Genomic DNA, 25,184 nt, shown 5'->3' with positions numbered 1-25,184 from the left:
GGCGTCCAGTATCCCACCCACCCGGGGCATGTCGGGCGCCTGGCCCCCGGCGGGCGTCGGGAGGTGCAACAATGAGCGCCGACACCCCATCGTGCGGCGAGTGGCCACGTCTGTTCGCGCGCAGCTATCCGAGGAGCCCGACGCCACATGTCAGACGCCCTACGCCCCGACCGTAACCTCGCCATGGAGCTCGTCCGAGTCACCGAGGCCGCCGCGCTCGCGGCCGGCCGGTGGGTGGGCCGGGGCGACAAGCTCGGGGGTGACGGCGCGGCCGTGGACGCCATGCGCGAGCTCATCGGCACCGTCGACATGGACGGCGTCGTGGTGATCGGCGAGGGCGAGAAGGACGAGGCGCCGATGCTGTTCAACGGCGAGAAGGTCGGCACCGGGCACGGTCCCGCGGTCGACGTGGCCGTGGACCCGATCGACGGGACGCGCCTCATGGCCGAGGGCCGGCCCAACTCGATCGCCGTCATCGCGGTCGCCGAGCGTGGCGCGATGTTCGACCCCTCCGCGGTGTTCTACATGCGCAAGATCGCCGTGGGGCCGGACGCGGTCGGTCACATCGACCTGTCCAAGTCCACCGAATGGAACATCCTGTCCGTGGCCAAGGCCAAGAACATCGACGTCGGGGACATGACGGTCTGCGTCCTCGACCGCCCCCGGCACGCCGAACTCATCGCGGAGATCCGCGCGGCCGGCGCCAAGGTCCGGCTGATCATGGACGGGGACGTGGCCGGCGGCGTCGCCGCCGCCTCGGACGACAGCTCGGTGGACATCCTCATGGGCATCGGCGGCACCCCGGAGGGGATCATCACCGCCTGCGCCATGAAGTGCATGGGCGGGGAGATCCAGGGGCAGCTCTGGCCGCAGGACGACGCCGAACGCCAGAAGGCCGTGGACGCCGGCCTCGACGTGGATGCGTTCCTCGGCACCGACGACCTGGTCAAGGGTGACAACTGCTTCTTCGCGGCGACCGGTATCACCAACGGCGACATGGTCCGTGGCGTCAGCTACCGCTCGAACGGCGCCGTCACCAGGTCGCTGGTCATGCGATCGAAGTCGGGCACGGTCCGGCACGTCGAGGCCCGCCACCGCATGGAGAAGCTCCGCGAGTTCTCGGCGGTCGACTACGGCCAGGGGACGCGCGACAGCTGACCCCACCCGGGCCCGCCGCGCCGAGAGCGCCTGCACGGTGCGGCGTGCCCGCCTACTCTGACCGTATGGCTGACCAGAGTGGATTCCGTATCGAGCACGACACCATGGGTGAGGTCCGGGTACCCGTCGACGCGCTCTGGCGGGCCCAGACCCAGCGGGCGGTGGAGAACTTCCCGGTCTCGGGCAGCGGTCTCGAGCGAGCACAGATTCGCGCCCTCGGCCTACTCAAGTCCGCCTGCGCGACCGTCAACGGCCGTCTCGGTCTCCTCGAGAAGACCAAGGTCGACGCCATCGTGTCCGCGGCCGGACGGATCGCGGAGGGTGAGGTCGACGACCACTTCCCCGTCGACGTGTTCCAGACCGGCTCCGGAACCAGCTCGAACATGAACGCCAACGAGGTCATCGCCTCGATGTGCGCGGCCGAGGGCGTCACGGTCCACCCGAACGACGACGTCAACATGTCGCAGTCCTCCAACGACACCTTCCCCACCGCCACGCATGTCGCCGCGACGGAGTTGGCGCTGACCGAGCTCGTCCCCGCGCTGGGTGGGCTGGCCGGGTCGTTCGAGCGCAAGTCCGTCGAGTGGCGGGAGGTGGTCAAGTCCGGCCGCACCCATCTCATGGACGCGGTGCCCGTGACCCTCGGCCAGGAGTTCGGGGGGTACGCGCGCCAGATCCGGGCCGGGGCCGAGCGCGTGTGCGCCACCCTGCCCCGGGTGGGCGAGCTCCCGATCGGTGGCACCGCGGCCGGCACCGGACTCAACGCGCCGGACGGTTTCGGCTCCGCGGTGGTCGAGGAACTGCGCTCACTCACGGGGCTCGAGGAGCTGCGCCTGGCGGAGGACCCGTTCGAGGCGCAGTCCGCCCGCGACGGTCTCGTGGAGCTCTCCGGTGCGCTGCGCACGATCGCCGTCTCGCTCACCAAGATCGCCAACGACGTCCGGTGGATGGGGTCCGGTCCCATGACGGGGTTGTCCGAGATCCACCTGCCGGACCTGCAGCCCGGGTCGTCGATCATGCCCGGCAAGGTCAACCCCGTACTGTGCGAGACCATCTCCCAGGTCGCCGCCCAGGTCGTGGGCAACGACGCGGCCGTGGCCTGGGCCGGCGCCACCGGGGCCTTCGAACTCAACACGGCGATCCCGGTGATGGCCCGCAACGTCCTGGAGTCCGCCCGGATCCTCACCACGTCCACGACCCTGTTCGCCGAACGCTGCATCGACGGGATCGAGCCCGACGTCGAGCGGATGCGCCGGTACGCCGAGTCCTCGCCCTCGATCGTCACCCCGCTCAACTCGGCGATCGGCTACGAGGAGGCCGCCCGGGTGGCCAAGCACGCCCTGGCGGAAGGGTTGACGATCCGCGAGGCCGTCATCGCCCTGGGCTTCGTCCCCGACCCGCTGAGCGAGGACGAGCTGGACCGCCGCCTCGACGTGTTGGGGATGACGGGCCTCGACCGCGAGCGCTGACCCCGGACGCGGGCTCCCTCACAGGACTGACGAGACCCGGGTGGGACCTGCGCTGCGTGCCCGGTCCGGGCACGCAGCGCAGGTTCTGCTCACCCGTCGGTCATGCCGCGTGGATCCGGCGCAGCTCCCCCGGCTCGGCGTCCGGGTGGAACTCCTCGAGCATCGTGGTGACCAGCTCGGCGATCGCCGAGCGCTCCGAGCGGTTGAGGGTGACGTGTGCGAACAACGGATGCCCCTTGAGCTTCTCCACCACGGCCTGGATCCCGTCGTGACGGCCGACCCGCAGGTTGTCCCGCTGGGCCACGTCGTGGGTGAGCACCACGCGCGATCCCGTCCCCAGCCTGGAGAGCACCGTGAGCAGGACGTTGCGCTCGAGTGACTGCGCCTCGTCGACGATCACGAACGAGTCGTGCAGGCTCCGGCCGCGGATGTGGGTCAGCGGCAGCACCTCCAGGATCTCCCGGTCCATCACCTCGTCGATCACGTTCTCGCTGACCAGGCCCTCGAGGGTGTCGAACACCGCCTGGGACCACGGCGACATCTTCTCCGTCTCGCTCCCAGGCAGGTACCCGAGCTCCTGTCCGCCCACGGCGTAGAGGGGCCGGAACACCACGATCTTGCGGTGGCGGCGACGCTCCAGTACCGACTCGAGCCCCGCGCACAGGGCGAGCGCGGACTTGCCCGTCCCCGCCCGGCCTCCGAGGGAGACGATCCCGATCGACTCGTCCAGCAGGCAGTCGATGGCGATGCGCTGCTCGGCGGAGCGACCGCGCAGTCCGAACACCTCGATGTCGCCGCGGACGAGCTTGAGGCCGCCGCCGTCGGTGACGCGGGCCAGCGCCGAGGACGACTCGGTCTGGACCCGGATCCCGCAGTGCACCGGCGTCTCCACGTCCAGGCCGGCCGCCCGGGCCGCGAGGGGCGAGGCCCCGCCGTCGGAGAACAGGGTGTCCACGAGGTCCTGGGTGGCGGGCAGGTTCGCGACCCCGCTGTAGCCGGTCAGCACCACGTCCTGGGCGTGGTACTCGTCGGCGGGCAGTCCCACGGAGCCCGCCTTGACCCGCAGCGGCACGTCCTTGGAGACCAGGACGGTGTCGAGGCCCTCGGCGCGGAGGTTGAGCGCGCACGCGAGGATCCGGGAGTCCTCCCCCGTGTTCCGGAACCCGGCGGGCAGGATCGCCTGGTCGGTGTGGTTGAGCTCGACCCGCAGGGTTCCCCCCTGGTCGGTGATGGGCAGGTCGCCGTCGAGCCGTCCGTGGCGGAGGCGCAGATCCTCGAGGAGTCGGAGCGCCTCGCGGGCGAAGTAGCCCAGCTCGGGGTGGTGTCGCTTGCCCTCCAACTCCCCGATCACCGCGATGGGCAGCACCACGCGGTGCTCGGCGAAGCGGGTGACGGCCCACGGGTCAGAGAGCAGAACCGAGGTGTCGAGGACGTAGGTGCGTACGGTGTCGGTCACGGCGGACTCCTGGCCCGCGGCACCCGCGGGCGAGCTGGGGGTGGACCGGTCGGCCCAGGTCACCTGGTGGTGACGGGGCCGGGTGCCGGCCCCCTCCCGATCGAGTGGATCGATCATCGGCTGGGACCTCCCGACGGTCGGCTTCCCCACCGACCGTTGTGACCCACGCTACGCCCGAATCACACGAGTGTGAGTTAACTCATCGTGAATTCGTCGGTCTCGCCGGGGTCCGTGACGCACACCGGGTCACGGCACCCTCTCGAACGCGGCGGCCAGGCCCTGTCCGCCGCCCAGGCACATCGTCTCCAGGGCGAGCCGGCCCTGCCGGCGGGCGAGCTCGCGGGCCATCGTGGTGAGGATGCGGGTCCCCGTGGCCCCGACGGGGTGGCCGAGCGAGATCCCCGAGCCGTGCACGTTGAGCCGCTCGCGGTCGGCCGCCGTGAAGCCGAACCCGCCCTCCCACTCCCGCAGGCACGCCAGGACCTGGGCGGCGAAGGCCTCGTTGAGTTCGATCAGGTCGAAGTCGGCGAGACGCAGCCCGAGATCGCCCAGGAGCCCGGCGGTGGCGGAGACGGGACCGATCCCCATCCAGGCGGGATGGACCCCGGTCACCGACCACCCGAGGGGCCTGACGTACGCGCGCAGCCCGAGGCTCTCCGCGCGATCGCGGGTGGTCACGACGCACACCGCGGCGCCGTCGTTCTCCCCGCTGGCGTTGCCGGCGGTCACGGTCGCGTCGGGGTCGAGCCGGGAGCGCACGGGGCGCAGCGCGGCGAGTGATGCCGCGGTGACACCGCGGCGGGGGTGCTCGTCGGTGTCGACGACGACGACGTCGTCTCCCCCGCCCCGGGGGACCCGCACCGGCACGATCTCCTCGTCGAACACCCGCCCGTCCTGCGCCGCGACGGCGCGCCGCTGGCTCTCGGCCGCCAGCTCGTCCTGCTCGGCTCGGGAGATCGAGTACTCGGCGCGGAGGTTCTCGGCGGTCTCGAGCATGCCTCCGGGGATCGGGTGGTCACGGCCGCCCGACGTCACCCGGCCCCGCGCGATGCGGTCGACGAACTCCACGCGGTCACCGCGGACACCGCCGCGCAGGCCGAGCGAGTAGAACTCGCTGTTCGACATCGACTCCGCCCCGCCCGCGATCACCACCTCGCTCGCGCCCACCGCCACCTGCATCGCGGCGTTGAGCACGGCCTGCAGTCCGGATCCGCACCGGCGGTCGATCTGGATCCCGGGGGTGCGGATGTCCAGGCCGGCGTCCAGTGCCGCGACGCGCCCGATCGCCGGAGCCTCCCCGTTCGGGTAACACTGCCCGAGGATCACGTCGTCGACATCCGTGGCGGACAGACCGGTGCGGTCGACCAGACCGGAGATCGCGGCCGCGGCCAGATCGGCGGCCGCGAGCGGGGCGAGGGCGCCGTGGCGGCGACCCACCGCGGTGCGCACGGGTTCGCAGACCACGACGTCGGCGAGGGCCCGCGACATGCGGGAACTCACCGACTCATTCCACCATCATCCGGACGGTCTCGGCGACGACCGCCGGACGGTCGGAGCCCTCGACCTCCACGGTCACCAGACTGCCCAACTGGACCCCGGAGGCCCTGCGCTGGAGCGAGGTGAGCTCGATCCCCGCCCGGATGCGCGATCCCACCGGGACCGGTGCCGGGAACCGGACCTTGTCGACGCCGTAGTTGATCATCATCCGGAACCCCCGGATCTCCATGACCTCCGCGCCCAGCACGGGCAGCAGGGAGAGGGTCAGGTAGCCGTGGGCGATGGTGGCTCCGTAGGGCCCCTGCGCCGCCCGGACCGGGTCGACGTGGATCCACTGGTGGTCCCCGGTCGCGTCGGCGAACGCGTCGATGCGGTCCTGGGTGATCTCCATCCAGTCGCTGTACCCCACGTGTCGCCCGAGTTCGGCCTCGAGCTGCTCCAGTCCCTCGAACACCCTCATGACAGTCCTCCTCGCTGCACCAGTTGCGATGCGATGACGTTGCGTTGGATCTCGTTGGTCCCCTCGCCCACGATCATGAGCGGGGCGTCGCGGAAGTACCGCTCCACGTCGTACTCCGTGGAGTAGCCGTACCCGCCGTGGATCCGGACCGCGTCGAGCGCGATCTCCATGCCGACCTCGGAGGCGAACAGCTTGGCCATCCCGGCCTCCATGTCGCAGCGCTCGCCGGCCTCGGAACGCTCGGCGGCGTGGAGCGTGAGCTGGCGCGCGGCGGACAGCTTGGTGGCCATGTCGGCCAGACGGTGACCGACCGCCTGGTGCTTCCAGATGGGCTGCCCGAACGACTCCCGCTGCTGCGCGTAGGCGAGAGAATCCTCGAGGGCGGCGGCCGCCACCCCGAGGGCACGGCCGGCCACCTGGATCCGTCCGGTCTCCAGGCCCTTCATCATCTGGGCGAAGCCACGTCCGGGCTCGCCGCCGAGCACCTGCGTGGCGGGCGTGCGATAGCCGTCGAAGGCCAGCTCACACGTCTCGACGCCCTTGTACCCGAGCTTGGACAGGTCCCTCGAGACGGTCAGCCCGGGACCGTGCCCGACCAGGACGATCGAGATCCCCCTGTGCGCGGGCGTCGCCGACGGGTCAGTCTTGCAGAGCAGGGCGATCAGGCCGGAGCGGCGCGCGTTCGAGATCCACGTCTTGGCCCCGGTGATCACCAGGTCGTCTCCGTCGGGTGTCGCGACGGTGCCCATGGCCTGGAGGTCCGACCCCCCGCCGGGCTCCGTGAGGGCCATGGTCGCCCGCACCTCACCCGTGGCCATCGTCGGGAGGTGGGTGGACTTCTGCTCCTCGGTGCCGAACTCGGTGAGGAGCTTCGCCACCACCGTGTGCCCGCCCATGGCGCCCGCCAGGGACATCCAACCGCGGGCGAGTTCCTCGGTGACGCGCACGAAGCAGGGCATCGAGACCGGCATCCCGCCGTACTCCTCGGGGACGGCCAGGCCGTAGATCCCGATCTGCTTCATCTGCTCGATCCAGCGTTCCGGGTAGGAGTCCGCGTGCTCCATCTCGCGCACGGACGGCCTGACCTCGCGGTCGATGAACCGGCGCACGGTCGCGACGAGGTCGGCCTCGTCCTGGTTCAGGTCCGGCACCGGTGACACCTCGTCGTCGTCTCGATCCGCCCGTCGGGCGGGGTCCGGACATCATCGCAACCCTCCATCCGATAGTCAATAATCATGCGCATGGTTTGGTTAGGATGCCGGTCATGGACACTCGCGACGCCCGGCCCGTCGGCGGACCCTACTTCGACCAGCTGGCGGTGGGTCAGGTCGTCGTCGACGCCCCGTCCGTCACCCTGACCGACGGTCTCGCCGCCGCACACCAGGCGATCCTCGGCGACCGGCTGCGGCTCCCCCTGGACCGTCGTCTCGCCCACGCCGTCACCGGCGGCACGGTGGCCCACCCGGGCCTCGTCGTCGACGTCGCGATCGGCCAGTCCACCCTTGTCACCCAGCGCGTGCGGGCCAACCTCTTCTACCGCGGCCTGCGTCTGCTCACCGCACCCCGGATCGGTGACACCCTGACCACCCGGACGGAGGTCGTGGGACTCAAGACCAACAGCCACTCACCGGGCCGCACCCCCACCGGGCTCGCCGCGCTCCGCATCACCACCACCGACCAGGACGGACGGACCGTCCTGGACTTCCACCGATGCGCCATGCTGCCCCTGGCTCCGGGCGTCGACCCGGACTCGTGCGCCCACACCGACGACCTGGCGGCGGTCGGGACCGCCACCTCCCGGCCGTGGGCGACACCCGACGCCTGGGACCTGGCCGCCTACCGCGCCGCGGTCCCCGGGGCGGGTGACCCCCTCCCCGCCGAGGGCACCGTCCTGCGCCCGGGCGCCGACGTGGTCTCGAGCGCCCCGGAACTGGCCCGGCTCACCCTGAACATCGCGCAGACCCACCACGACGCCCGCGTCTCGGGCGCCGGCAGGTTGGTCTACGGCGGCCACACCATCGGACTCACGCTGTCGCAGGCCACCCGGGCGCTGCCGACGATGCTCACCGTGCTCGGCTGGCACTCCTGCGACCACGTGGGCCCGGTCCGCGAGGGCGACACCCTGAGCAGCGAGCTCGTGATCGGGGCCGCGGTCGATCTCCCGGACGGGGGGACGGCGCTCGATCTGCGGTCGCTCGTCACCGCCCACCGGGCGGACGGTGACGCTCCCGTCCTGGACTGGTCGTACACGGTACTCATGCCCGGACGCCCGGATCGGGGATAATGGTTGTCATGAGTTCAGAAGGCGGCACGCGGCCGGGGGTGGGCCGTCCCAAGAAGACGGCGCTCCTGGTGGCCCAGCAGATCGTCGAGGACATCTCCCGTCGCGGGAACACCGTCGGCGACCGGCTGCCCCCGGAACACCTCATGCTCGAGCAGTACGGGGTCGGTCGCGGGACGCTCCGCGAGTCGCTGCGCTACCTGGAGCTGCAGGGCGTGCTCATGCTCAAGCCCGGGCCCGGTGGCGGGCCGATCGTGCAGCAACCGGACGGGGGGACGCTGGCCGCCACGTTGAGCCTGCTCCTGCAGTTCGAGAACGCCCCGTTCTCCACGATCATGGAGGCCCGCACGGCGTTGGAGCCCACCATCTCCCGTCTGGCCACCTCGCGGATCGACGACGCCGGACTGGCCGGACTCGCCGAGAACCTCCGCCAGACGCGGGAGCAGATGGGCGACCAGGCCGCGTTCTCGGCCCACTCCGAGCGATTCCACGAGCTGATCGCCTGGAGCTCCGGGAACGCGCTCTTCGGCTACCTCTTCGATGCGCTGAGCGGCCTGATCGCCGGAGCCTCGATGGGCATCACCTACCCCAGGCGGCAGCGCGAGTTGACGTGCGACATCCACGAGGAGATCTACGCCGCGATCGCCGACCGGGACGGCGACACCGCGTCCCGGTTGATGTCGGTCCACATCCACGAGCACACCACGTACCTGGAGAAGCGGTTCCACAGCGCGCTCGCGAGGCCGATCCGGTGGGACCTCGACGGTTGACCCGGGTCATCGGGCCGTGCCCGTCCGAGGCGGATCAGATGTGGCGGCCGCCGGTGATCTCGAGGACCGTACCGGTCATGTAGCTCGACATGTCGCTGGCCAGGAACAGCACGACCTGCGCGACCTCGGAGGGCTCGCCGGCCCGGCCCAGGGGGATCTCGGCCATCTTCTCGTCCCAGACGTGCTGCGGCATCGCCAGGGTCATGGCGGTGCGGATGAGCCCCGGCTGGATCGCGTTGATGCGCACGTTCTTGAACGCGACCTCCTTGGCGGCGGCCTTGGTCAATCCGATTATCCCCGCCTTGGCGGCGGAGTAGTTGGTCTGACCCTTCAGCCCGACCTTGCCGGAGATGGAGGAGACGTTGACGATCGCCCCTCCCCCGTGCTCCCGCATCCGCCCGGCGGCCGCGCGGGTGCCGTTCCACGTTCCCTTGAGGTGGATCGCGATGATGTCATCGAACTGCTCCTCGGTCATCGTGCGCATCGTGGCGTCGCGGGTGACACCGGCGTTGTTCACGAACACCCCGAGCGGCCCGAACGCCTCCTCGGCCACGTCGATCAGGTGCTCGATCGCCGCCCCGTCACGCACGTCGCAGTTCACGTACCGTGCGGCGTCCTCGCCGCCCAGCTCGGTGACCGCGGCCGCGCCCGCCTCGTCGTCGATGTCCCCGATCACGACGCGCGCCCCGCTGTCGATGAACGTCCGCGCGATCTCCAACCCGATCCCGCGCGCGGCTCCGGTGACGACCGCGGTCCTACCCTCAAGAAGTCCCATGACGTGTGTCCTCTCCTCGTGCCCGCCCGGCCAGTTCGGCCAGGATCGCATCGGTGTGTCGGCCCAGTGACGGCACGGGCCCCATCGGTAGCTCTACGTCCGCGTAGGTGATCGGCGGGAGCAGGCCGCGGACGGATCCGGCCGGGGTGTCGACCTCGCGCCACCGGTCCCGCGCCTCGAGCTGCGGGTGGTGGACCAGTCCGGCGACGTCGTTGAGCCGGGCCGCCGGGACACCGGCGTCGTCGAGTCGCGCGGCCAGCTCCTCCGAGTCGTACTCCCTGGTCAGGGACCCGATCAGCGCGTCCACCTCGGCCCTGCGCGCCACGCGGGCGATGTTGGTCGCGTACCGCTCGTCGTCGACGAGATCCGGCCGGTCCAACACGTCGCGGACCAGCGCCGCCCATCCCCGGTCGTTCTGCACCCCGATGAGCACCTGTCCGTCCCTGGTGGGGAAGGCGTCGTACGGGCAGATCGAGGCGTGCGACAGGCCCATGCGCCCGACCTGCCGGTCCGCGTACATCCGGATGTACATGGGGTGGCCCATCCACTCGGCTGTCGCCTCGAACATCGACACCTCGATCGTGGCACCGAGCCCGGTCCGCTCCCGACGGAACAGCGCCGACTGGACCGCCGAGAGCGCATACATCCCGGTCGCGATGTCGGAGACCGGGACGCCGGTCTTGGTGGCGGTCTCGGGGGTACCGGTGATCGAGCACAACCCCGACTCGGCCTGGACGAGCATGTCGTAGGCCTTGCGGCCCGAGTACGGCCCCGCCTCGCCGTATCCGGAGAGGGTGACGACGACGAGCTCGTCCTTCCTCGACCGGAGCGCAGCGGCCCCCAGACCCAACCGGTCCATCGCCCCGGGTGCCAGGTTGCTCAGGACCACGTCCGCACGGTCGGCCAGCTCGAGCGCGACCCGCCGCCCGTCGTCGGAGGCCAGGTCGAGCTCGATCGACTCCTTGCCCCTGTTGAGCCAGACGAAGTGCGAGGCCAGGCCGTGGACGGTGTCGTCGTAGGACCGGGCGAAGTCACCCTCCCCCGGCCGCTCGATCTTGATGACGCGGGCGCCGAGGTCCGCGAGGTGACGGGTGGCCAACGGGCCGGCGACGGCCTGTTCGACCGCCACGACCGTGATCCCCTCGAGAGGGAGCGGCCCGCCTCCCGTCATCGTGCGGTGGCCTCGCGTGTCGCACCGCGCATGAGGCCGCCGCCGATGATCAGCCTCTGGATCTCGCTGGTCCCCTCGTAGAGGCGCAGCAGGCGGATGTCCCGGTAGATCCGCTCGACCACCACGCCCCGCATGTACCCGGTGCCGCCGTGGATCTGGACGGCCAGGTCGGCGACCTTCCCCGCCATCTCCGTGCAGAAGAGCTTGGCGACGGACGGGGCGATGCGTCGGTCCTCTCCCGAGACGTACTTGGCCGCGACCTCCCGGACCAGCGCCTGTCCGGCCATCACCCCGACCTGCTGGTCGGCGATCATGGCCTGGACCAGCTGGAAGTCGCCGACGGCCGTGCCCCCCTGCGTGGTGGTGGCCGCATGGGCCAGCGACTCGTCGAGCGCCCTTCTCGCCGACCCCACGGCGACGGCGGCGATGTGCACGCGACCGCGGGCCAGGGACGTCATCGCCGCGCGGTACCCGGCGTCCTCGTCTCCCCCCACCAGCGACGAGGCGGGGACCCGGACACCACTGAAGTCCACCTCTGAGGTCGGGGCACCCTCCTGGCCCATCTTGCGGTCCTTCGGTCCCACCGTGACCCCGGCCGCGTCGGCGGGGACGAGGAACACCGCGATCCCCGGGCCACCGGCGTCCGCGGGGCGGGTCCGGGCGAACACGACGAACAGATCCGCCACCGGCGCGTTGGTGATGAAGCGCTTGGTGCCGTCGATGACCCAGTCGTCGCCGTCCCGGACGGCCCTGGTCGCCAGCCCGGCGGGATTGGACCCCGCACCGTCCTCGGTCAGCGCGAAGGACGCGATCACCTCGCCGGACGCGATCCGCTCCAGCCACTCCGCCTTCTGCTCGTCGGTGCCGAAGTTCACCAGGACCTGCCCGGCGATCCCGTTGTTGGTGCCGAACAGCGACCGCATGGCCAGGCTGGTGTACCCGAATTCCATCGCCAGCTCGACGTCCTGGGTCAGGTCCAACCCCAGGCCACCCCACTGCTGCGGGATCGCGTACCCGAACATCCCCATCTCGGCCAGCCCGGCCCGGATGTCGTCGGGGACGGCGTCGGCGTCGGCGATCTCCCGCTCCCGGGGCATCACCACGGTCCGGATGTAGTCGCGGGTCGTGGCGAGGATGGCCGCGAAGTCCTCCGCGTCGACCTCGGGCCCCACCGAGTCCGCCTGATCGCTCATGACTGTGTCCTCTGTCGTCCGTGATGGCCCTCGCGGAACCACGATCCGGTGAAGTATGCTTCAAACTATTATCATCAATTACGGAGCGGGGCAATAGTCACCGCCGGACCCCCGGGAGCCACCGATGGCCGAATCCAGCGAGTCGCGACCGCTCAGCGGCATCCGCGTGGTCGAACTCTCCAGCTTCGTGGCCTCTCCCCTGTGCGGGCTCACGCTCGCCCAGCTCGGCGCCGAGGTCATCCGCGTCGACCCGGTGGGCGGCGCGGCGGACGTGCACCGCTGGCCGCTCGCCCCGGGCGGAACCTCGATCTACTGGACCGGCCTCAACAGGGGCAAGTCCTCGGTGACCCTCGACCTCCGTTCCGACGAGGGCCGGCAGTCGTTCCGGGACCTCGTCACCGCGCCCGGGGAGGGCTCGGGGATCCTCGTGACCAACTCCGCCGGCCGGGAGTGGATGAGCCATGAGCGTCTGGCCGCGGTCCGACCCGATGTCATCACCCTCGAACTGCTCGGACGTCGCGACGGCCGCCCCGGGGTCGACTACACCGTCAACGCCGCCCTCGGGTTCCCCGCGATCACCGGACAGGACGGCGGGCAGGGCGGTGGACAAGACGGCGGACAGGGCGGTGGACAGGGCGCCGGGCAGGTGGTCAACCACGCCCTGCCGGCCTGGGACGTCGCCGCGGGCCTCCACGCGGCGCTGGCGGTGGTCTCCGCCGTCCGCGAGCGGGAGAGGACCGGCCGGGGCCGACGCATCGTGCTCCCGCTGGACGACGTCGCCCTGGCCACCGCCGGCGCGCTGGGCTACCTCACCGAGCCGCAGCTCGACGGGTCCAGCCGGCCCGCCGTCGGCAACTACGTCTACGGCACGTTCGGGAGGGACTTCACCACCGCCGACGGGGGCCGTGTGATGGTGGTCGCCCTGACCACCAGGCATTTCCACGACCTGGCGCGGGTGACCGGGACCCGGGACGCCGTCGACGCCCTCGAGTCGGCCACCGGCGCCGACTTCGGTACCGAGGCCGACAGGTACTCCTACCGGGAGGTCCTGGCCGCACTGTTCGCCCGATGGTTCTCCGCCCACACCACGGCGGAGGTCACCCGGGCACTGGAGGACTCGGTGGTGCTGCACGAGCGGTACCGCACGTTCGACCAGGTGGTGGCGGAGGGCGATCTCGAGGCCAACCCGCTGTTCGCTGCACTGGATCAGCCGGGGATCGGCTCGTACCTCGCGGCCGCGCACCCCGCGACCTTCGACGGCCGGCACCTGGCCACCGGTCCCGCGCCGGACCTCGGCGCCGACACCGATCACCTCACCGCCGATCGCCCCCGCCCTCCGACCGGCTCACCGCCGATCGCCCCACCACCCCGGGGACCTGAGTCATGACCCACAAACCCGCCGCCCGCGACGGTGTCCCCGTGTACCTCACGGAGGAGCGGCTCGCGATCCGCGATCTGGCCCGCGACTTCACCGCCCGGGAGGTCCTGCCGGTCGCGAACCGCCTCGACCCGGAGAAGGGAGACATCCCCGACGAGCTCCGGCAGAAGATGGCCGATATCGGCTTCTTCGGCATCATGATCGGCGAGGAGCACGGCGGGCTCGGCCTGGGCGTGTTCGAGTACTGCCTGGTTGCCGAGGAGCTCGCCCGCGGGTGGCTGTCAGTCTCCGGTCTCCTCGCCCGTGGCAACGGGATGGGCGGCGGGTTCACCCCCGATCAGGAGGCGCGCCTGCTCCCCCGCGTCGCCCGCGGCGAGTGGCTGGGCGCCTACGCGTTGTCGGAGGCCGAGGCGGGCTCCGACGTCGCCAACATCTCCTGCCGAGCCGTCCGCGACGGCGACGAGTGGGTGGTGAACGGCACCAAGATGTGGTGCACCTATGCCGACCAGGCGGACTACCTCGTGCTGTTCGCCCGTACCGACCCGGTCCGGGACCCGGCCAAGCCCCACCGCGGGATCTCCGCCTTCCTGGTGGAGAAGGATCGCGGCGTGTTCCCCGCGGGCATCACCGGCAACCCCGTCCGCAAGATCGGATACTTCGGCTGGCAGACCTGGGAGCTGTCCTTCGACGACTTCCGGTTGCCCGCCTCTGCGCTGCTCGGCGGGGAGGGCAGGGGCTTCTACCTGGCGGTCTCCGGCCTGGAGGTCGGTCGCGCCCACACCGCCGCCCGCGCGATCGGCCTGGCCCGCGCCGCGCTGGAGGACTCGATCGCCTACGTCGCCACCCGCGAACAGTTCGGCCGACCGATCGGCGAGTTCCAGTACCTCCGCTTCGAGATCGCCCGGATGGCCGCCGACATCGAGGCCGCGCGCCAGCTCATGTTCTCGGTGGCCACGGCCATCGACTCCGGGCGTCGCTGCTCGCTCGAGGCCGCCATGTGCAAGCTCGTGGCCACCGAGATGGCCGAGCGGGTGACCTCCCAGGGCGTCCAGATCCACGGCGGGGCCGGGTACACGACCGACTTCCAGGTGGAGCGGCACTGGCGCGACGCCCGGCTGACGCGCATCTTCGAGGGCACCAGCGAGATCCAGATGCGGATCATCTCGGATGAACTCCTCGGCCGCGACCACTGAGTACAGTCGCCACCATGAAGGCTGCGGTGTGCGTGGACACGGAATCCCCCCTGGTGCTCGAGGACATCCCGATCCCCGAACCCCGGGAGGGCGAGGTCCTGATCCACAACACGGCCTGCGGGGTGTGCCACACCGACCTCCACGTGATGAAGGGCGAGGTGGGGTTCCCGCTCCCCGGGGTCCTGGGGCACGAGGTCTCCGGAGTCGTCGCCGAGGTCGGCCGTGGCGTGACGGCGGTCCGCCCGGGTGACCGCGTGGTGGGCTCTTTCATCATGCCGTGCGGGTGGTGCGAGAACTGCGCCCGCGGGATGGAGGACCTCTGCGCCACCTTCTTCGAGTACAACCGCCTGCGCGGGACCCTGTACGACGGCGAGACCAGGCTTCACCGCGCCAACGGAGAGCCGCTGTCCATGTACTCGATGGGCGGCCTGGCGGAGTACAGCGTCACGCCCGCCACCGCGGTGTTCACCCTCCCCGAGGAACTGGATCTGGCGGATTCGGCGATCCTGGGGTGCTCGCTGTTCACCGCCTACGGTGCCGTGCGGAACGTCGGGGATGTCCGGACCGGTGAGTCGGTCGCGGTCGTGGCCGTGGGCGGCGTCGGGCAGAACATCGTCCAGCTGGCCGCGGTGAGTGGCGCCGAATCCATCATCGCCGTCGACGTGGACGAGGAGAAGCTCGCCCTGGCGCGGCGCATGGGTGCGACCCACACGATCAACTCGCGCGAGGTCGATGCGACCGAGGCGGTCATGGAGATCACCGGGGGCCGGGGCGTCGACGCCGCCTTCGAGGCGCTGGGCTCGGCCGCCACCACCCGCCAGGCCACGGACTTCACGCGGGAGGGCGGCAGGGTCGTCGTGGTGGGCATCCCGCCGGCCGGGACGGTGCTGGACGTCGACCTCGCGCGGGTCGTGCGCCGCAAGATCCAGATCAAGGGCTCCTACGGCGCCCGCGCACGTCAGGACGTACCCGCGCTGATCCGGCTGCTCGCCGCGGGGAGGCTCGACCTGAGCAGTGTGATCTCCCGGCGTGTGGGACTGGAGCAGGCACCGGAGACCTACCAGGCCCTCGATCGCGGTGAGGTCCTGGGCCGGGCCGTCGTGCTCACCGGGGCCTGACCCGCAGCACAGCCCCCGCCGCAGCACAGCCCCGCCGCGACGCCCCCCCCCTCGCCGGGACACCCCCCTCGCCGGGCATCCGCACGCGCGCACGTACGCCCACAACGCAGCCGCCCCCGACGATGGCGTCTGGCGTGCGCAGATGCGCAGGCCGGAGTTCATCGCGGGGGGCGGCTGTGAGTCACCGGGCAGCCGCTCGCGCGGATGCACGCCGGCTGGGGATGCTGGGCCGTCAGAGCAGTTCGATGCCAGGCCGTCAGAGCAGTTCGATGATGGTGGCGTTGGCCTGGCCGCCGCCCTCGCACATCGTCTGCAGGCCGTACCTGATGCCGTTCGCCTTCATGTGGTGGACCATGTCCGTCATGATGCGGGCCCCGGAGCCGCCGAGCGGGTGGCCGAGGGCGATCGCGCCACCGTTGGGGTTGAGCTTGGCCGGGTCGGCGCCGGTCTCGGCGAGCCACGCCATCGGCACCGAGGCGAAGGCCTCGTTGACCTCGAACACCCCGATGTCGTCGATCGTCAACCCGGAGCGCTCGAGAGCCTTGGCCGTGGCCGGGATCGGGGCGGTGAGCATGATGACCGGATCGTCGCCGGCGAGCGTGGCGGTGTGGACACGTGCGATCGGCGTGCATCCGTACCTGGCGGCGGCCTCCTCGCTCATCACCAGGATCGCGGCGGATCCGTCCGAGATCTGCGAGGCGTTGCCGGCGTGGATCACGCCGTCGGACTTGAACGGGGTCTTGAGCCCGGCCAGCCCCTCGACGGTGCTGCCCCGGCGGATGCCCTGGTCGGCGTCGAAGACCCCGTCCGGGGTGGTCACCGGGACGATGTGCCCGGCGAAGAACCCGGCGTCCTGCGCGGCGGCGGCCTTCTCGTGCGAGGCCACGGCGAACTCGTCGAGCTGCGTGCGGGACAGCCCCCACCGCTCGGCGATCATCTCGGCGCCGACGCCCTGGTTGGGCATGGTGCCGTCGTAGCGGCCCAGGAAGTCCTGCCCGTACGGGATGCCCTCGCCGGTGATCGAGCTGCCCATCGGCTGACGGGTCATGGACTCGACGCCGCCGGCCACCACCACGTCGTGGTAACCGGATTCGACCACCGCGACGGCGAAGCTCAGCGCCTGCTGCGAGGAACCGCACTGGCGGTCGATGGTCACGCCGGTGACGGTCTCGGGCCACCCGGCGGAGAGCACCGCGGTACGCGCGATGTCCCCGGTCTGCTCGCCGGCCTGGGTCACGCACCCCCAGATCACGTCCTCCACGATCCCCGGGTCGACCCCGGCGCGCTCGACCAGAGCGTTCAGCACCGTGCCCGACAGATCGGCCGGATGCACCCCGGCCAGTCCACCCTTGCGCTTGCCCACCGCGCTGCGCACGGCCTCCACGATCACTGCACCCATGTGCGTGTCCCTCTCTCGAACGGTGAGTATCCGGTCTCGTCCGACCGGGTCTTGTCAGTGTTGCGCATCACGTTCAGCCGACGTACGGCGGCGTGCGCCTGAGCTCGCCACGCGCGATGGTGCGGCGATGCACGGCGTCCGGGCCGTCGACGATCCTCAGGGCCCGCGCCCAGGCGTAGAAGTAGGCGAGAGGGGTGTCGTCCGAGACACCGGCCCCACCGAAGACCTCGATCGCCCGGTCGATCACGGTGCACGCGACCTGCGGCGCGATCACCTTGATGGCCGAGATCTCGAACCGGGCCTCCTTGGCGCCGACGGTGTCGATCATCCACGCGCAGTGCTGGACCTGCAGGCGTGCCTGGTCGATCTCGATGCGGGAGTTGGCGATGTGCTCCTGCACCACGCCCTGCTCGGACAGGTACCCGCCGAAGGCGTGCCGCGACTTGGCGCGGTCGACCATCAGGGCCAGGGCCCGCTCGGCCATCCCGATGGCGCGCATGGCGTGGTGGATGCGGCCCGGCCCGAGACGCGCCTGCGCGATCGCGAAACCGGCGCCCTCCTCGCCGAGCAGGTTCGACGCTGGCACCCGGACGTCCGAGAAGACGAGCTCGCAGTGACCGTGCTGGTCCTGGTAGCCGAACAGCGGGAGGTTGCGCTCGATGGTGAGCCCCGGGGTACCGCGCGGGACCAGGACCATCGACTGCTGACGGTGCGTCTCGGCGGTCTCGTCCGTCTTGCCCATGACGATGAAGATCTCGCAGCGCTCGTCTGCCACTCCCGTGATCCACCACTTGCGGCCGTTGATCACGTACTCGTCGCCCTCGCGGCGGATGACGGTCTGGATGTTCGTCGCATCGGAGGAGGCCACGTCGGGCTCGGTCATGGCGTAGGCCGACCGGATCCTGCCCTCCTTGAGCGGCTCGAGGTACGCGGCCTTCTGCTCGTCGGTCCCGAACAGGTGGAAGGTCTCCATGTTCCCGGTGTCGGGCGCCTGCGAGTTGATGGCCTCGGGGGCGATCACCGGCGACCAACCGGAGATCTCCGAGACCGCCGCGAACTCGAGATTGGAGATGCCGGACCACTCCGGCAGGAAGAGGTTCCACAGCCCGCGACGCCGCGCCTCCGCCTTGAGGTCCTCCATGACGGGCGGGTGCTCGTGGTCACCGTGCGTGCGCAGGTACTCGGCCCACACCGGCTCGGCGGGGAACACATGCTCGCGCATGAACTCCCACATGTTCTCCTGCAGCTCGACGCTGCGCTGACTGTGCGCGAATTCCATCGTGATGTCTCCTGGGTCGAGAACTGGTGAGGTCGAGGACTAGTGAAGGGTCATGCCGCCGTCGACGGTGAGGGTCGACCCGGTGATGAACGACGAGGCGTCGGAGGCGAGGAAGAGAAGGGCGGAGTCGAGCTCCGGTTGCAGACCGAGCCGACCGAAGATCGTGCGTCCGGTGATGTCGGCGAGCATCGTCTCGGGGATCTCGTCGGTCATCTCCGAGGCGAAGTACCCGGGGGCGAGCGCATTGACCCGGATGCCCCGTCGGCTCCCCCACTGGGCCGCCAGGTCCCGGGTCAGTCCCAGGACGGCCGCCTTGGAGGCGGAGTAGGCGGCCTGCGGGGCGAATCCTGCGGTCAGGCCGAGCACGCTGGCCACGTTGACGATGCTCGAGCCGGGCTCCATGACGGTCGCGCACTCCTTGGCCGCCCAGTAGGCGCCGTGGAGGTTGACGTCCACCACGCCCCGGAACTGCTCCGGGGTCTCCTTGAGCGCGGGCACGGCGGTGCCGATGCCGGCGTTGTTGACCAGGACGTCGATCCGCCCGTGGGAGTCCATGGCCGAGCGGACCATGGCCGCACACGCCTCGGGGTCCGCGACGTCACAGGCCACCGTCGACGCCGTTCCGCCGGCCGCGCGGAGCTCCTCGGCGAGTGCGTCGAGGCGCTCCCGTCGGCGGGCGGCCAGGACGACCGTCGCGCCGGCGGAGGACAGGGCGCGGGCGAACCCGGCGCCGAGGCCGGACGACGCGCCGGTGATCACCGCGACGCGCCCGTCCAGGCGGAAGCGGTCGAGCACGGGCAGCGCCGCCTGGGGACCCGTGCGGGGGTCGACCGGCCCGCGCACGGCCCGGGCGGGGGCGTCGGGAGCGGGGGCGTCGGGAGCGGGGGCGTCGGGAGCGGGATCAGCCATCAGCGGGCGCCTTTCCGGGAATCGAGGATCGAGTGGCCGTACTCCACCAGCTCGCGGATCTGCGGGCCGATGTCACCGAAGTCCTGTCCGGCCATGTCCCCGGCCTCGGAGCGGGTGGCCACACCCTGGGCGATCGCCGCGAACTTGAACGTCGCGAACGCCAGGTACCAGGGCATGTGTGCGGGATCCGTGCCGGTCGCGGAGCAGTACCTGTCCAGCAACCGCTGCGGACCGGGCCACCCGGGGCCCGTGGTCAGACTCGGGATGAGCGGGACCTCGGGTCCGTCGGGATCGCCCCAGTACAGAACGGTCTGGGCGAGGTCGGCCACCGGATCGCCGAGGGTCGACAGTTCCCAGTCGAGGATCGCCTTGATCCGTCCCGGATCGTCGGCGTCGACCACACAGTTGTCCATGCGGTAGTCACCGTGGATGATCCGCGACGACGGCGAGGTGGGCAGGTCCCGGCCGAGTCGCGCGGCCAGCTCGGGGAGGCGGTCCGCGCGGACGCTCGCGCTCGCCTTCTCGGACTGTCCCAGCCACCGGCGTAGCTGGCGCTCCAGATAACCCTCCGGCCGCCCCAGATCCCCCAGGCCGACGGCGTCCTGATCCACTGCGTGGAGAGCGACCATCGCGTCGATCTGCGCGTCCGCCATGGCCGCCTTGTCGTCGTCGGACTCGGCGTAGCCCGGCGGCAGTTCGTCGCGGATCACGTGACCGACGACCTTCTCCATCACGTAGTACGGGACACCGAGGTCCTCGCCGGTGGTCTCGTTGAGCACGATCCCGGCCACCGGGACGTCCGTCGACGCCAGCCCCAGCTGGATGCGCGCCTCGCGCCCCATGTCGTGGGCGCTCGGGAGGAGCTCACCCGTGGGCGGCCGACGCAGGATGAGCTCGCCGGCGTCCGAGCGGAGCGTGAACGTGAGGTTGGACTTGCCCCCCGCGATCAGCTCGGCGGAGAAGTCCGTCCAGGCCGCCTCGCCCGTGGCCTCGGCGATCTTGGGGCCCACGACGTCGGGGCGGAGGAGTCGGTCGACCGCCGGGCCGGCGGACGATTCTGGTGGAGTGGTCATGGGGTGATCCTCGCGGTTGATGGGCGGCCGGATGACCGGAACGGGCACGGACTAGTCGTGGCCGACCGTGTGCAGGTCGTTGCCGCGGGTCTCCTTCATGATCGCCGTCGCGATGATGGTGCAGACGCAGAGCACGATGATGTAGGCGCTGATCATCCAGTACACGTCCCACTCGATGAACTGCGCGTTGAGGTACGGTGCGCTGCCGCCGAAGACCGCGACGGACAGGGAGTAGGCGAAACCGATGCCCGCCGTGCGCATCTTGGTGGGGAACGCCTCGGACATGAACGACGACAGGATGGAACCGGCGGCGGCGACCAGGGTCATGGCGATCAGCGAGGTGAGGAACAGGGTCCACGGTCGGTCGTCGATCATGCCCATCAGGAACGGGGTGGTGACGATGGTGCCGACAGCGAAGATGAAGATCACCGGGCGCCGGCCGATCTTGTCCGACAGCAGGCCCCACAGCGGGAGCGTGCACAGGGCGACCAGCTGGCTGCCGAAGATCATCCAGAAGGCGGCGCCCGCATCCATGTCGCGTTGGGTGATCGCGAAGGTGGAGGCGTACGAGCTCCAGGTGTAGTGGGCGACGGTGACGCCGGAGACCATGGTCACGACCAGCGCGATGGCACGGGCAAGACGGCCCCTGGAGAAGGTGACCACCGGGGAGGTCGGGTCGGCTGCGGCCGCCTCGGCGGCCTTGTCGAAGACGTCGGACTCCTCCATCCCGGCCCGCAGGTACAGCACGAACAGGGCGAACACGGCACCGAGCAGGAACGGGATGCGCCAGCCCCACTCGCCGACGGCGGACTCGGACAGCACGGCGGTGATGGTGCCGCCCACGCCGTAGGCGATCACGGTGCCGCCCATGATGGCGACGAAGACCAGGCTCCCCCACATCCCGCGACGGTGGGGCGGCGCGATCTCGGCGACGTAGCTGTACGCGGTCGCGGACTCACCACCGTGCGCGAAGCCCTGGACGATCCGGCACAGCAGGAGCAGCACGGAGGCGAAGACACCCAGGGTCTCGTAGCTCGGCAGCAGTCCGATCAGCAGGCTCGCGCCCGCCATCATGAGCATGGTGGTGATGAGGACCCACTTGCGGCCCTTGACGTCGGCGATCCGGCCGAAGACGATCCCGCCGAGCGGCCGGACGAGGAAGCCCACGGCGAAGACGGCGAAGGTCGCCAGCAGGGCCGAGACCGGGTTCTCGTTGTTGAACATCGCCGCCGCGATGAACGGGGCGAACACCGCGTAAGCGGTCCATTCGTACCACTCGAACAGCTGCCCGGTGGTGCTGGCCGCGAGCGACCTCTTGGCGTTCCTGTTGCCCTCGGCGGACTGCGTCGGGGTGACCTCCGAGGGGAGGTCGGGGCGGATGCTGGCCTCGGCCATGTCATCTCCTTCGGGTCGGGTGAGGGGTCTGGGGAATCAGGAGGGGGTGTGCTCGTCGCGGAGTTCGCGGCGACGGATCTTGCCGGTCTGGGTCTTGGGCAGCTCGCCGACCACGTGGACCTCGGCGGGCCTCTTGTAGGCGGCGAGTCTGGAGGCGGCGAAGGCGACCAACTCCTCCCCGGTGGCGGTGCGGCCCGCCTTGAGGGAGACGAACGCGACCACCTTCTCGCCGCGGTACTCGTCCGGCAGGCCCACGACCGCGGCCTCGAAGACCGCGTCGTGCTCGTACAGGACGTCCTCGACCTCGCGGGGCCAGACCTTGTACCCGGAGGCGTTGATCTGGTCCTTGAGCCTGTCGACGAGGTAGACCCAGCCGGCGGAGTCCATGACGGCGACATCACCGGTGTGCAGCCGGCCGCCGGGCATCGCCCCGGCGGTGGCCGCGGCGTTGCGCCAGTACCCGGACACGATCTGGGGTCCGCTCAGGACCAGCTCGCCCTGCTGCCCCGGCGGGACGGGTCGATCGTCGACGCCCACCACGCTCGCGTCGACCCCCGGGAGTGGGACCCCGACGGAGAGCGTCCCGCTGGCCTCGTCCACGGGGGCGCGGAGTCCGGGCGGGACGGCGACGACCCCCGAGGTCGTCTCGGTCATCCCGTAGGCGTTGTGGATGTAGTGGCCGAACCGCTCCCGGAACCGCTCGACCGTCGACGGCGGGATCGGTGCTCCCCCGCTGTAGAGCGTCTTGACGGACCCGAAGTGCTCCGGGCCGGCCTCGTCCAGACGCATGAGCGCGTTGAAGGCCGTGATGGACCCGATCGTGTAGGTGACCCGGTGTTCGCGGAAGGCGTCCAGGACGACCTCGGGCCGGAAGCGCCCGGCAAAGACGAGGGTGGTGTCCCCCAGCAGGCCGAGGGTCGCGTTGATGACGGCACCGGTGATGTGGAACAGCGGCGCTATGGCCAACACCACGTCTCCCGGCACGATGCCGACGAAGTCGGCGAAACTCCGGGCCACGGCCACCACGTTCGCGTGCGAGTTCATCGCACCCTTCGGGGGACCGGTGGTCCCCGAGGTGTAGGTCAGCAGCGCGAGGTCGTCCGGTGACACCGTGACGGGAGCCGGGGTCCGACCCGAGAAGTCGGAGATGAGCCGCACGAGATCGCCGTCCTCCGACGGCGCTCCCGGGTCCGTTCCGCCGAATACCCGGGGGTCGTTCCTGGTCTGGAGGTCCCGCTCGCTGGTGCTCAGGATCCACCGGGCGTCGGTGCCCTCCACGCTCTCGCGGATCGCGGCGACGTCCCGGTCGGTGGCGATGATCCCCACCGCGCCGGAGTCCTCGACGGGCAACCGGAGCTCGCGACCGAAGTACATCGGGTTGAGGACCACGGCGGCGGCGCCGATCTTCCACAGGGCGAGCAGCGCCAGCGCGTACTGCGGGATGTTCTGCAGGTGGATGCCGACGCGGTCGCCGCCCCGCACCCCTCGATCCTGCAGCGCCGCGCCGAGGGCGTCCGACATGCGGTCGACCTCACGCGCCGAGAGGAGGGTGTCGAAGTACGCGACCGCGGTCCGGTCCGGACTCGTCGCGACCCGGTCGCGCCAGGCGTCGACCAGCGTCGCCCGCCGCCCCGCGAGGCCCTCGTCGAGACCCGGACGGTACAACTCCCGCCACGGGCGCGGGTTCGGTCCGTTCATCATCGCCCTCCGCTCCGTCGGCCCGACCGAGCGATCGCTCGGTCCGATGTAGTGTTACCCACACCACATCACGTGTCAAGTGATCGACAGCTAGGGTTTTTCGATGACCGAGGAGAGTCCACCGATGAGCGACTGGCGAGAATTCGGGCCCGACACCCTGTCGCCCCCGTTACGTGCCGCGTTGGTCGTCTTCGCGCGACACGGGTACCACGGCGCCTCGATCAGGATGATCGCCGAAGAGGCCGGACTGTCCGTTCCGGGCCTCTACCACCACTATCGCTCGAAACAGGCGATCCTCGCGGCCGTGGTGGACACGGCGATGGCGGAGATGCTCGAGCACACCGGCGCGGCCGTGGAGGACGCCGGGAGCCACCCGGTCGCCCGCTTCGAGAACCTCGTGGAGTGCCTCGCCCGCTTCCACATGGCCAGGCGGGACCAGGCGTTCGTGGCCTCCACGGAGATGCGGAGCATGGACCCGGGCGTCCGCGCCCACCACATCGCCCAACGCGACTCTCAGCAGGCGATGCTCGAGGAGGCCATCCGGGCCGGCGTCGACTCGGGGGACTTCGCCTGTGAGCACCCCGAGGACGCGGCCCGCGCGATCTCGTCGCTGTGCGTGTCGATCTCCTCCTGGTACCGCCCCGACGGCCCGCTGACGAGAGACGACGTGGTGGCACGACACCTGTACTTCGCCCGCGGCATGGTGGGCGCGGCCCGGGCCGGCGGCGTCGCCGACCCGTCACCGTCCCCGAGTTGACCGGCCCTTCCCCCGCGGCGCCTGCTGCCGGCCACGTGGCTGCTCACCCCGCGACTGCCCAGCCCGGGCGCGCGCGGCCTTGGCGGCCGTCTTCTGCTTGGCATTGAGCTTCTGCCTCGGGGGCTCGCCCCCGCCCCGCGTGGTCGCGGCGGTCCGGCCGCGGACGATCCCGACGAACTCGTCGATCAGCTCGTCCCCCTCGCGCCGCGGCGACCACGCCACGCCCATGCGGGTGGCGGGCACGCCGTCGATCGGGCGGACCACCACGTCGCGGCGGCTCAGCGACCGCGCGTACGGCAGCGGCAAGACAAGGAGCCCGACCCCGGCCGCGACCAGGTCCACCGCGGCCGACACCTCGTCCGGGGTCGCGGCGATCGCGTCGACGGGGTCGAGCCACTGCTCGCCCTCGAGGTCCGCCACGGCCACCGTGTCGAACGCGGCCAGCTCGTGATCCTTCTCCGCCAGCACCGCCATGGTCTCGGTGTACAGCGGCACCCTGAGCAGGCCGGGCGGCGAGGATCGCGGGGCCGCGTCGGGTTCGCGGAGGAAGATCACGTCGAACCCCACGTCCCCGGCGACCCGGGCCAGCGCCGAGCGCGGATCCCCCGAGCGCCGCGCCGAGATCGGCACCTCGGGATTGCGCTCGCGCCACCGGGTGAGCCACTTGTCGGGCTGCACGCCCGGGACGTAGCCGATGGCCAGGCTCCGCCGGTCCGGACCGGTATCCTCGTTCACCCCTCAACGGTAGCCGCTGC

Annotated in this window: 22 protein-coding genes; 8 read left to right on the top strand and 14 right to left on the bottom strand. The window is 71.0% G+C overall.

The annotated features are described in order from the left end of the window. Positions 1–147: 147 nt before the first annotated feature. Both glpX and ABD250_RS15935 read left to right on the top strand, forming a co-directional pair. The gene (gene glpX / locus ABD250_RS15940) at positions 148–1,158 is read left to right on the top strand and encodes a class II fructose-bisphosphatase (protein WP_179525654.1); all 1,011 of its coding nucleotides are present in this window, start codon (positions 148–150) and stop codon (positions 1,156–1,158) included. A gap of 65 nt (positions 1,159–1,223) precedes the next feature. Continuing rightward, the gene (locus tag ABD250_RS15935) at positions 1,224–2,627 is read left to right on the top strand and encodes a class II fumarate hydratase (protein WP_182610129.1); all 1,404 of its coding nucleotides are present in this window, start codon (positions 1,224–1,226) and stop codon (positions 2,625–2,627) included. A gap of 100 nt (positions 2,628–2,727) precedes the next feature. On the opposite strand, the gene phoH2 is transcribed toward ABD250_RS15935, so the two are convergent. From phoH2 to ABD250_RS15915, 4 genes are all read right to left on the bottom strand, one after another. Next, entirely contained in the window at positions 2,728–4,083 is a 1,356-nt protein-coding gene (phoH2, locus tag ABD250_RS15930; RefSeq protein WP_182610128.1) for an RNA 5'-3' helicase PhoH2, read from the bottom strand. 246 nt (positions 4,084–4,329) lie between these two features. Beyond that, entirely contained in the window at positions 4,330–5,571 is a 1,242-nt protein-coding gene (locus ABD250_RS15925; RefSeq protein ID WP_182658643.1) for an acetyl-CoA C-acetyltransferase, read from the bottom strand. A gap of 16 nt (positions 5,572–5,587) precedes the next feature. Next, positions 5,588–6,040, bottom strand: coding sequence for a MaoC family dehydratase (locus ABD250_RS15920; RefSeq protein WP_182610334.1), 453 nt, complete (start codon positions 6,038–6,040; stop codon positions 5,588–5,590). Then, positions 6,037–7,191, bottom strand: a complete 1,155-nt coding sequence (locus ABD250_RS15915; protein WP_182610333.1) for an acyl-CoA dehydrogenase family protein — start codon at positions 7,189–7,191, stop codon at positions 6,037–6,039. The genes ABD250_RS15920 and ABD250_RS15915 overlap by 4 nt, the downstream gene beginning before the upstream one ends. Before the next feature lie 113 nt (positions 7,192–7,304). Between ABD250_RS15915 and ABD250_RS15910 the strand changes: the two genes are divergently transcribed. Together ABD250_RS15910 and ABD250_RS15905 are read left to right on the top strand one after the other, a co-directional pair. Next, entirely contained in the window at positions 7,305–8,324 is a 1,020-nt protein-coding gene (locus ABD250_RS15910) for a hotdog family protein (protein ID WP_344393253.1), read from the top strand. A gap of 8 nt (positions 8,325–8,332) precedes the next feature. Beyond that, on the top strand, positions 8,333–9,091 hold the full coding sequence (locus ABD250_RS15905) for a FadR/GntR family transcriptional regulator (RefSeq protein ID WP_179525659.1): 759 nt from the start codon (positions 8,333–8,335) through the stop codon (positions 9,089–9,091). A 34-nt stretch (positions 9,092–9,125) separates the two neighbouring features. On the opposite strand, the gene fabG is transcribed toward ABD250_RS15905, so the two are convergent. Genes fabG through ABD250_RS15890 form a run of 3 tightly spaced genes read right to left on the bottom strand, consistent with a single transcriptional unit; the run spans position 9,126 to position 12,230 of the window. Further along, positions 9,126–9,866 carry a 3-oxoacyl-ACP reductase FabG gene (gene fabG, locus ABD250_RS15900; RefSeq protein WP_179525660.1) on the bottom strand — a complete coding sequence of 247 codons (741 nt, stop codon included), beginning with the start codon at positions 9,864–9,866 and terminating at the stop codon, positions 9,126–9,128. Further along, positions 9,853–11,037 (bottom strand): CaiB/BaiF CoA transferase family protein, encoded by a 1,185-nt coding sequence (locus ABD250_RS15895; protein ID WP_182659145.1) that lies wholly within the window; start codon positions 11,035–11,037, stop codon positions 9,853–9,855. Before ABD250_RS15895 ends, fabG begins: the two co-directional genes overlap by 14 nt. Then, the gene (locus ABD250_RS15890; protein WP_182652332.1) at positions 11,034–12,230 is read right to left on the bottom strand and encodes an acyl-CoA dehydrogenase family protein; all 1,197 of its coding nucleotides are present in this window, start codon (positions 12,228–12,230) and stop codon (positions 11,034–11,036) included. Before ABD250_RS15890 ends, ABD250_RS15895 begins: the two co-directional genes overlap by 4 nt. A 124-nt stretch (positions 12,231–12,354) precedes the next feature. On the opposite strand from ABD250_RS15890, the gene ABD250_RS15885 reads away from it, so the two are divergent. Genes ABD250_RS15885 through ABD250_RS15875 form a run of 3 tightly spaced genes read left to right on the top strand, consistent with a single transcriptional unit; the run spans position 12,355 to position 15,919 of the window. Next, entirely contained in the window at positions 12,355–13,617 is a 1,263-nt protein-coding gene (locus ABD250_RS15885) for a CoA transferase (RefSeq protein ID WP_182659146.1), read from the top strand. Continuing rightward, entirely contained in the window at positions 13,614–14,801 is a 1,188-nt protein-coding gene (locus ABD250_RS15880; protein ID WP_182616076.1) for an acyl-CoA dehydrogenase family protein, read from the top strand. Before ABD250_RS15885 ends, ABD250_RS15880 begins: the two co-directional genes overlap by 4 nt. Before the next feature lie 14 nt (positions 14,802–14,815). Continuing rightward, positions 14,816–15,919, top strand: a complete 1,104-nt coding sequence (locus ABD250_RS15875; protein WP_344393245.1) for a zinc-binding dehydrogenase — start codon at positions 14,816–14,818, stop codon at positions 15,917–15,919. A 256-nt stretch (positions 15,920–16,175) separates the two neighbouring features. Here the strand turns inward: ABD250_RS15875 and ABD250_RS15870 are convergent, their stop codons facing one another. The 6 genes from ABD250_RS15870 to ABD250_RS15845 form a co-directional block, all read right to left on the bottom strand. After that, positions 16,176–17,318, bottom strand: coding sequence for a thiolase family protein (locus tag ABD250_RS15870; RefSeq protein ID WP_179525666.1), 1,143 nt, complete (start codon positions 17,316–17,318; stop codon positions 16,176–16,178). A gap of 73 nt (positions 17,319–17,391) precedes the next feature. Next, positions 17,392–18,597, bottom strand: a complete 1,206-nt coding sequence (locus ABD250_RS15865) for an acyl-CoA dehydrogenase family protein (protein WP_182610103.1) — start codon at positions 18,595–18,597, stop codon at positions 17,392–17,394. A 39-nt stretch (positions 18,598–18,636) separates the two neighbouring features. Next, positions 18,637–19,398, bottom strand: a complete 762-nt coding sequence (locus ABD250_RS15860; RefSeq protein WP_344393332.1) for an SDR family NAD(P)-dependent oxidoreductase — start codon at positions 19,396–19,398, stop codon at positions 18,637–18,639. A gap of 107 nt (positions 19,399–19,505) precedes the next feature. Beyond that, positions 19,506–20,579, bottom strand: coding sequence for a phosphotransferase family protein (locus ABD250_RS15855; protein ID WP_182659300.1), 1,074 nt, complete (start codon positions 20,577–20,579; stop codon positions 19,506–19,508). Positions 20,580–20,630: 51 nt separating this feature from the next. Then, a complete protein-coding gene (locus ABD250_RS15850) occupies positions 20,631–21,974 on the bottom strand; it encodes an MFS transporter (RefSeq protein ID WP_179525669.1) in 1,344 nt (447 codons plus the stop codon). Between the two features lie 36 nt (positions 21,975–22,010). Then, positions 22,011–23,672, bottom strand: coding sequence for a class I adenylate-forming enzyme family protein (locus tag ABD250_RS15845; protein ID WP_182659299.1), 1,662 nt, complete (start codon positions 23,670–23,672; stop codon positions 22,011–22,013). 103 nt (positions 23,673–23,775) lie between these two features. Here ABD250_RS15845 and ABD250_RS15840 point away from each other — a divergent pair, with 103 nt between their 5' ends. Further along, complete coding sequence (locus ABD250_RS15840) at positions 23,776–24,429, top strand: TetR/AcrR family transcriptional regulator (RefSeq protein ID WP_241730786.1); 654 nt, start codon at positions 23,776–23,778, stop codon at positions 24,427–24,429. Here the strand turns inward: ABD250_RS15840 and ABD250_RS15835 are convergent. Continuing rightward, positions 24,412–25,164, bottom strand: a complete 753-nt coding sequence (locus ABD250_RS15835) for a LysR family transcriptional regulator substrate-binding protein (protein WP_344393243.1) — start codon at positions 25,162–25,164, stop codon at positions 24,412–24,414. The two genes, ABD250_RS15840 and ABD250_RS15835, sit on opposite strands and share 18 nt — an antisense overlap. Between the last annotated feature and the right edge of the window lie 20 nt (positions 25,165–25,184).

This window comes from Dietzia cercidiphylli, from assembly GCF_039531545.1.
GTDB lineage: Bacteria > Actinomycetota > Actinomycetes > Mycobacteriales > Mycobacteriaceae > Dietzia > Dietzia natronolimnaea.
Note: the sequence above shows the minus strand (reverse complement) of the source record. Positions and strands in the feature narration are given on the sequence as shown.

Excerpts from the sequence above, each read along its gene's own strand:
- glpX (WP_179525654.1), top strand. The coding sequence starts at position 148 with ATGTCAGACGCCCTACGCCCCGACCGTAACCTCGCCATGGAGCTCGTC.
- ABD250_RS15935 (WP_182610129.1), top strand. The coding sequence starts at position 1,224 with ATGGCTGACCAGAGTGGATTCCGTATCGAGCACGACACCATGGGTGAG.
- ABD250_RS15925 (WP_182658643.1), bottom strand. The coding sequence starts at position 5,571 with ATGTCGCGGGCCCTCGCCGACGTCGTGGTCTGCGAACCCGTGCGCACC.
- ABD250_RS15920 (WP_182610334.1), bottom strand. The coding sequence starts at position 6,040 with ATGAGGGTGTTCGAGGGACTGGAGCAGCTCGAGGCCGAACTCGGGCGA.
- ABD250_RS15910 (WP_344393253.1), top strand. The coding sequence starts at position 7,305 with ATGGACACTCGCGACGCCCGGCCCGTCGGCGGACCCTACTTCGACCAG.
- ABD250_RS15905 (WP_179525659.1), top strand. The coding sequence starts at position 8,333 with ATGAGTTCAGAAGGCGGCACGCGGCCGGGGGTGGGCCGTCCCAAGAAG.
- fabG (WP_179525660.1), bottom strand. The coding sequence starts at position 9,866 with ATGGGACTTCTTGAGGGTAGGACCGCGGTCGTCACCGGAGCCGCGCGC.
- ABD250_RS15895 (WP_182659145.1), bottom strand. The coding sequence starts at position 11,037 with ATGACGGGAGGCGGGCCGCTCCCTCTCGAGGGGATCACGGTCGTGGCG.
- ABD250_RS15890 (WP_182652332.1), bottom strand. The coding sequence starts at position 12,230 with ATGAGCGATCAGGCGGACTCGGTGGGGCCCGAGGTCGACGCGGAGGAC.
- ABD250_RS15885 (WP_182659146.1), top strand. The coding sequence starts at position 12,355 with ATGGCCGAATCCAGCGAGTCGCGACCGCTCAGCGGCATCCGCGTGGTC.
- ABD250_RS15880 (WP_182616076.1), top strand. The coding sequence starts at position 13,614 with ATGACCCACAAACCCGCCGCCCGCGACGGTGTCCCCGTGTACCTCACG.
- ABD250_RS15875 (WP_344393245.1), top strand. The coding sequence starts at position 14,816 with ATGAAGGCTGCGGTGTGCGTGGACACGGAATCCCCCCTGGTGCTCGAG.
- ABD250_RS15870 (WP_179525666.1), bottom strand. The coding sequence starts at position 17,318 with ATGGGTGCAGTGATCGTGGAGGCCGTGCGCAGCGCGGTGGGCAAGCGC.
- ABD250_RS15865 (WP_182610103.1), bottom strand. The coding sequence starts at position 18,597 with ATGGAATTCGCGCACAGTCAGCGCAGCGTCGAGCTGCAGGAGAACATG.
- ABD250_RS15855 (WP_182659300.1), bottom strand. The coding sequence starts at position 20,579 with ATGACCACTCCACCAGAATCGTCCGCCGGCCCGGCGGTCGACCGACTC.
- ABD250_RS15850 (WP_179525669.1), bottom strand. The coding sequence starts at position 21,974 with ATGGCCGAGGCCAGCATCCGCCCCGACCTCCCCTCGGAGGTCACCCCG.
- ABD250_RS15845 (WP_182659299.1), bottom strand. The coding sequence starts at position 23,672 with ATGAACGGACCGAACCCGCGCCCGTGGCGGGAGTTGTACCGTCCGGGT.
- ABD250_RS15840 (WP_241730786.1), top strand. The coding sequence starts at position 23,776 with ATGACCGAGGAGAGTCCACCGATGAGCGACTGGCGAGAATTCGGGCCC.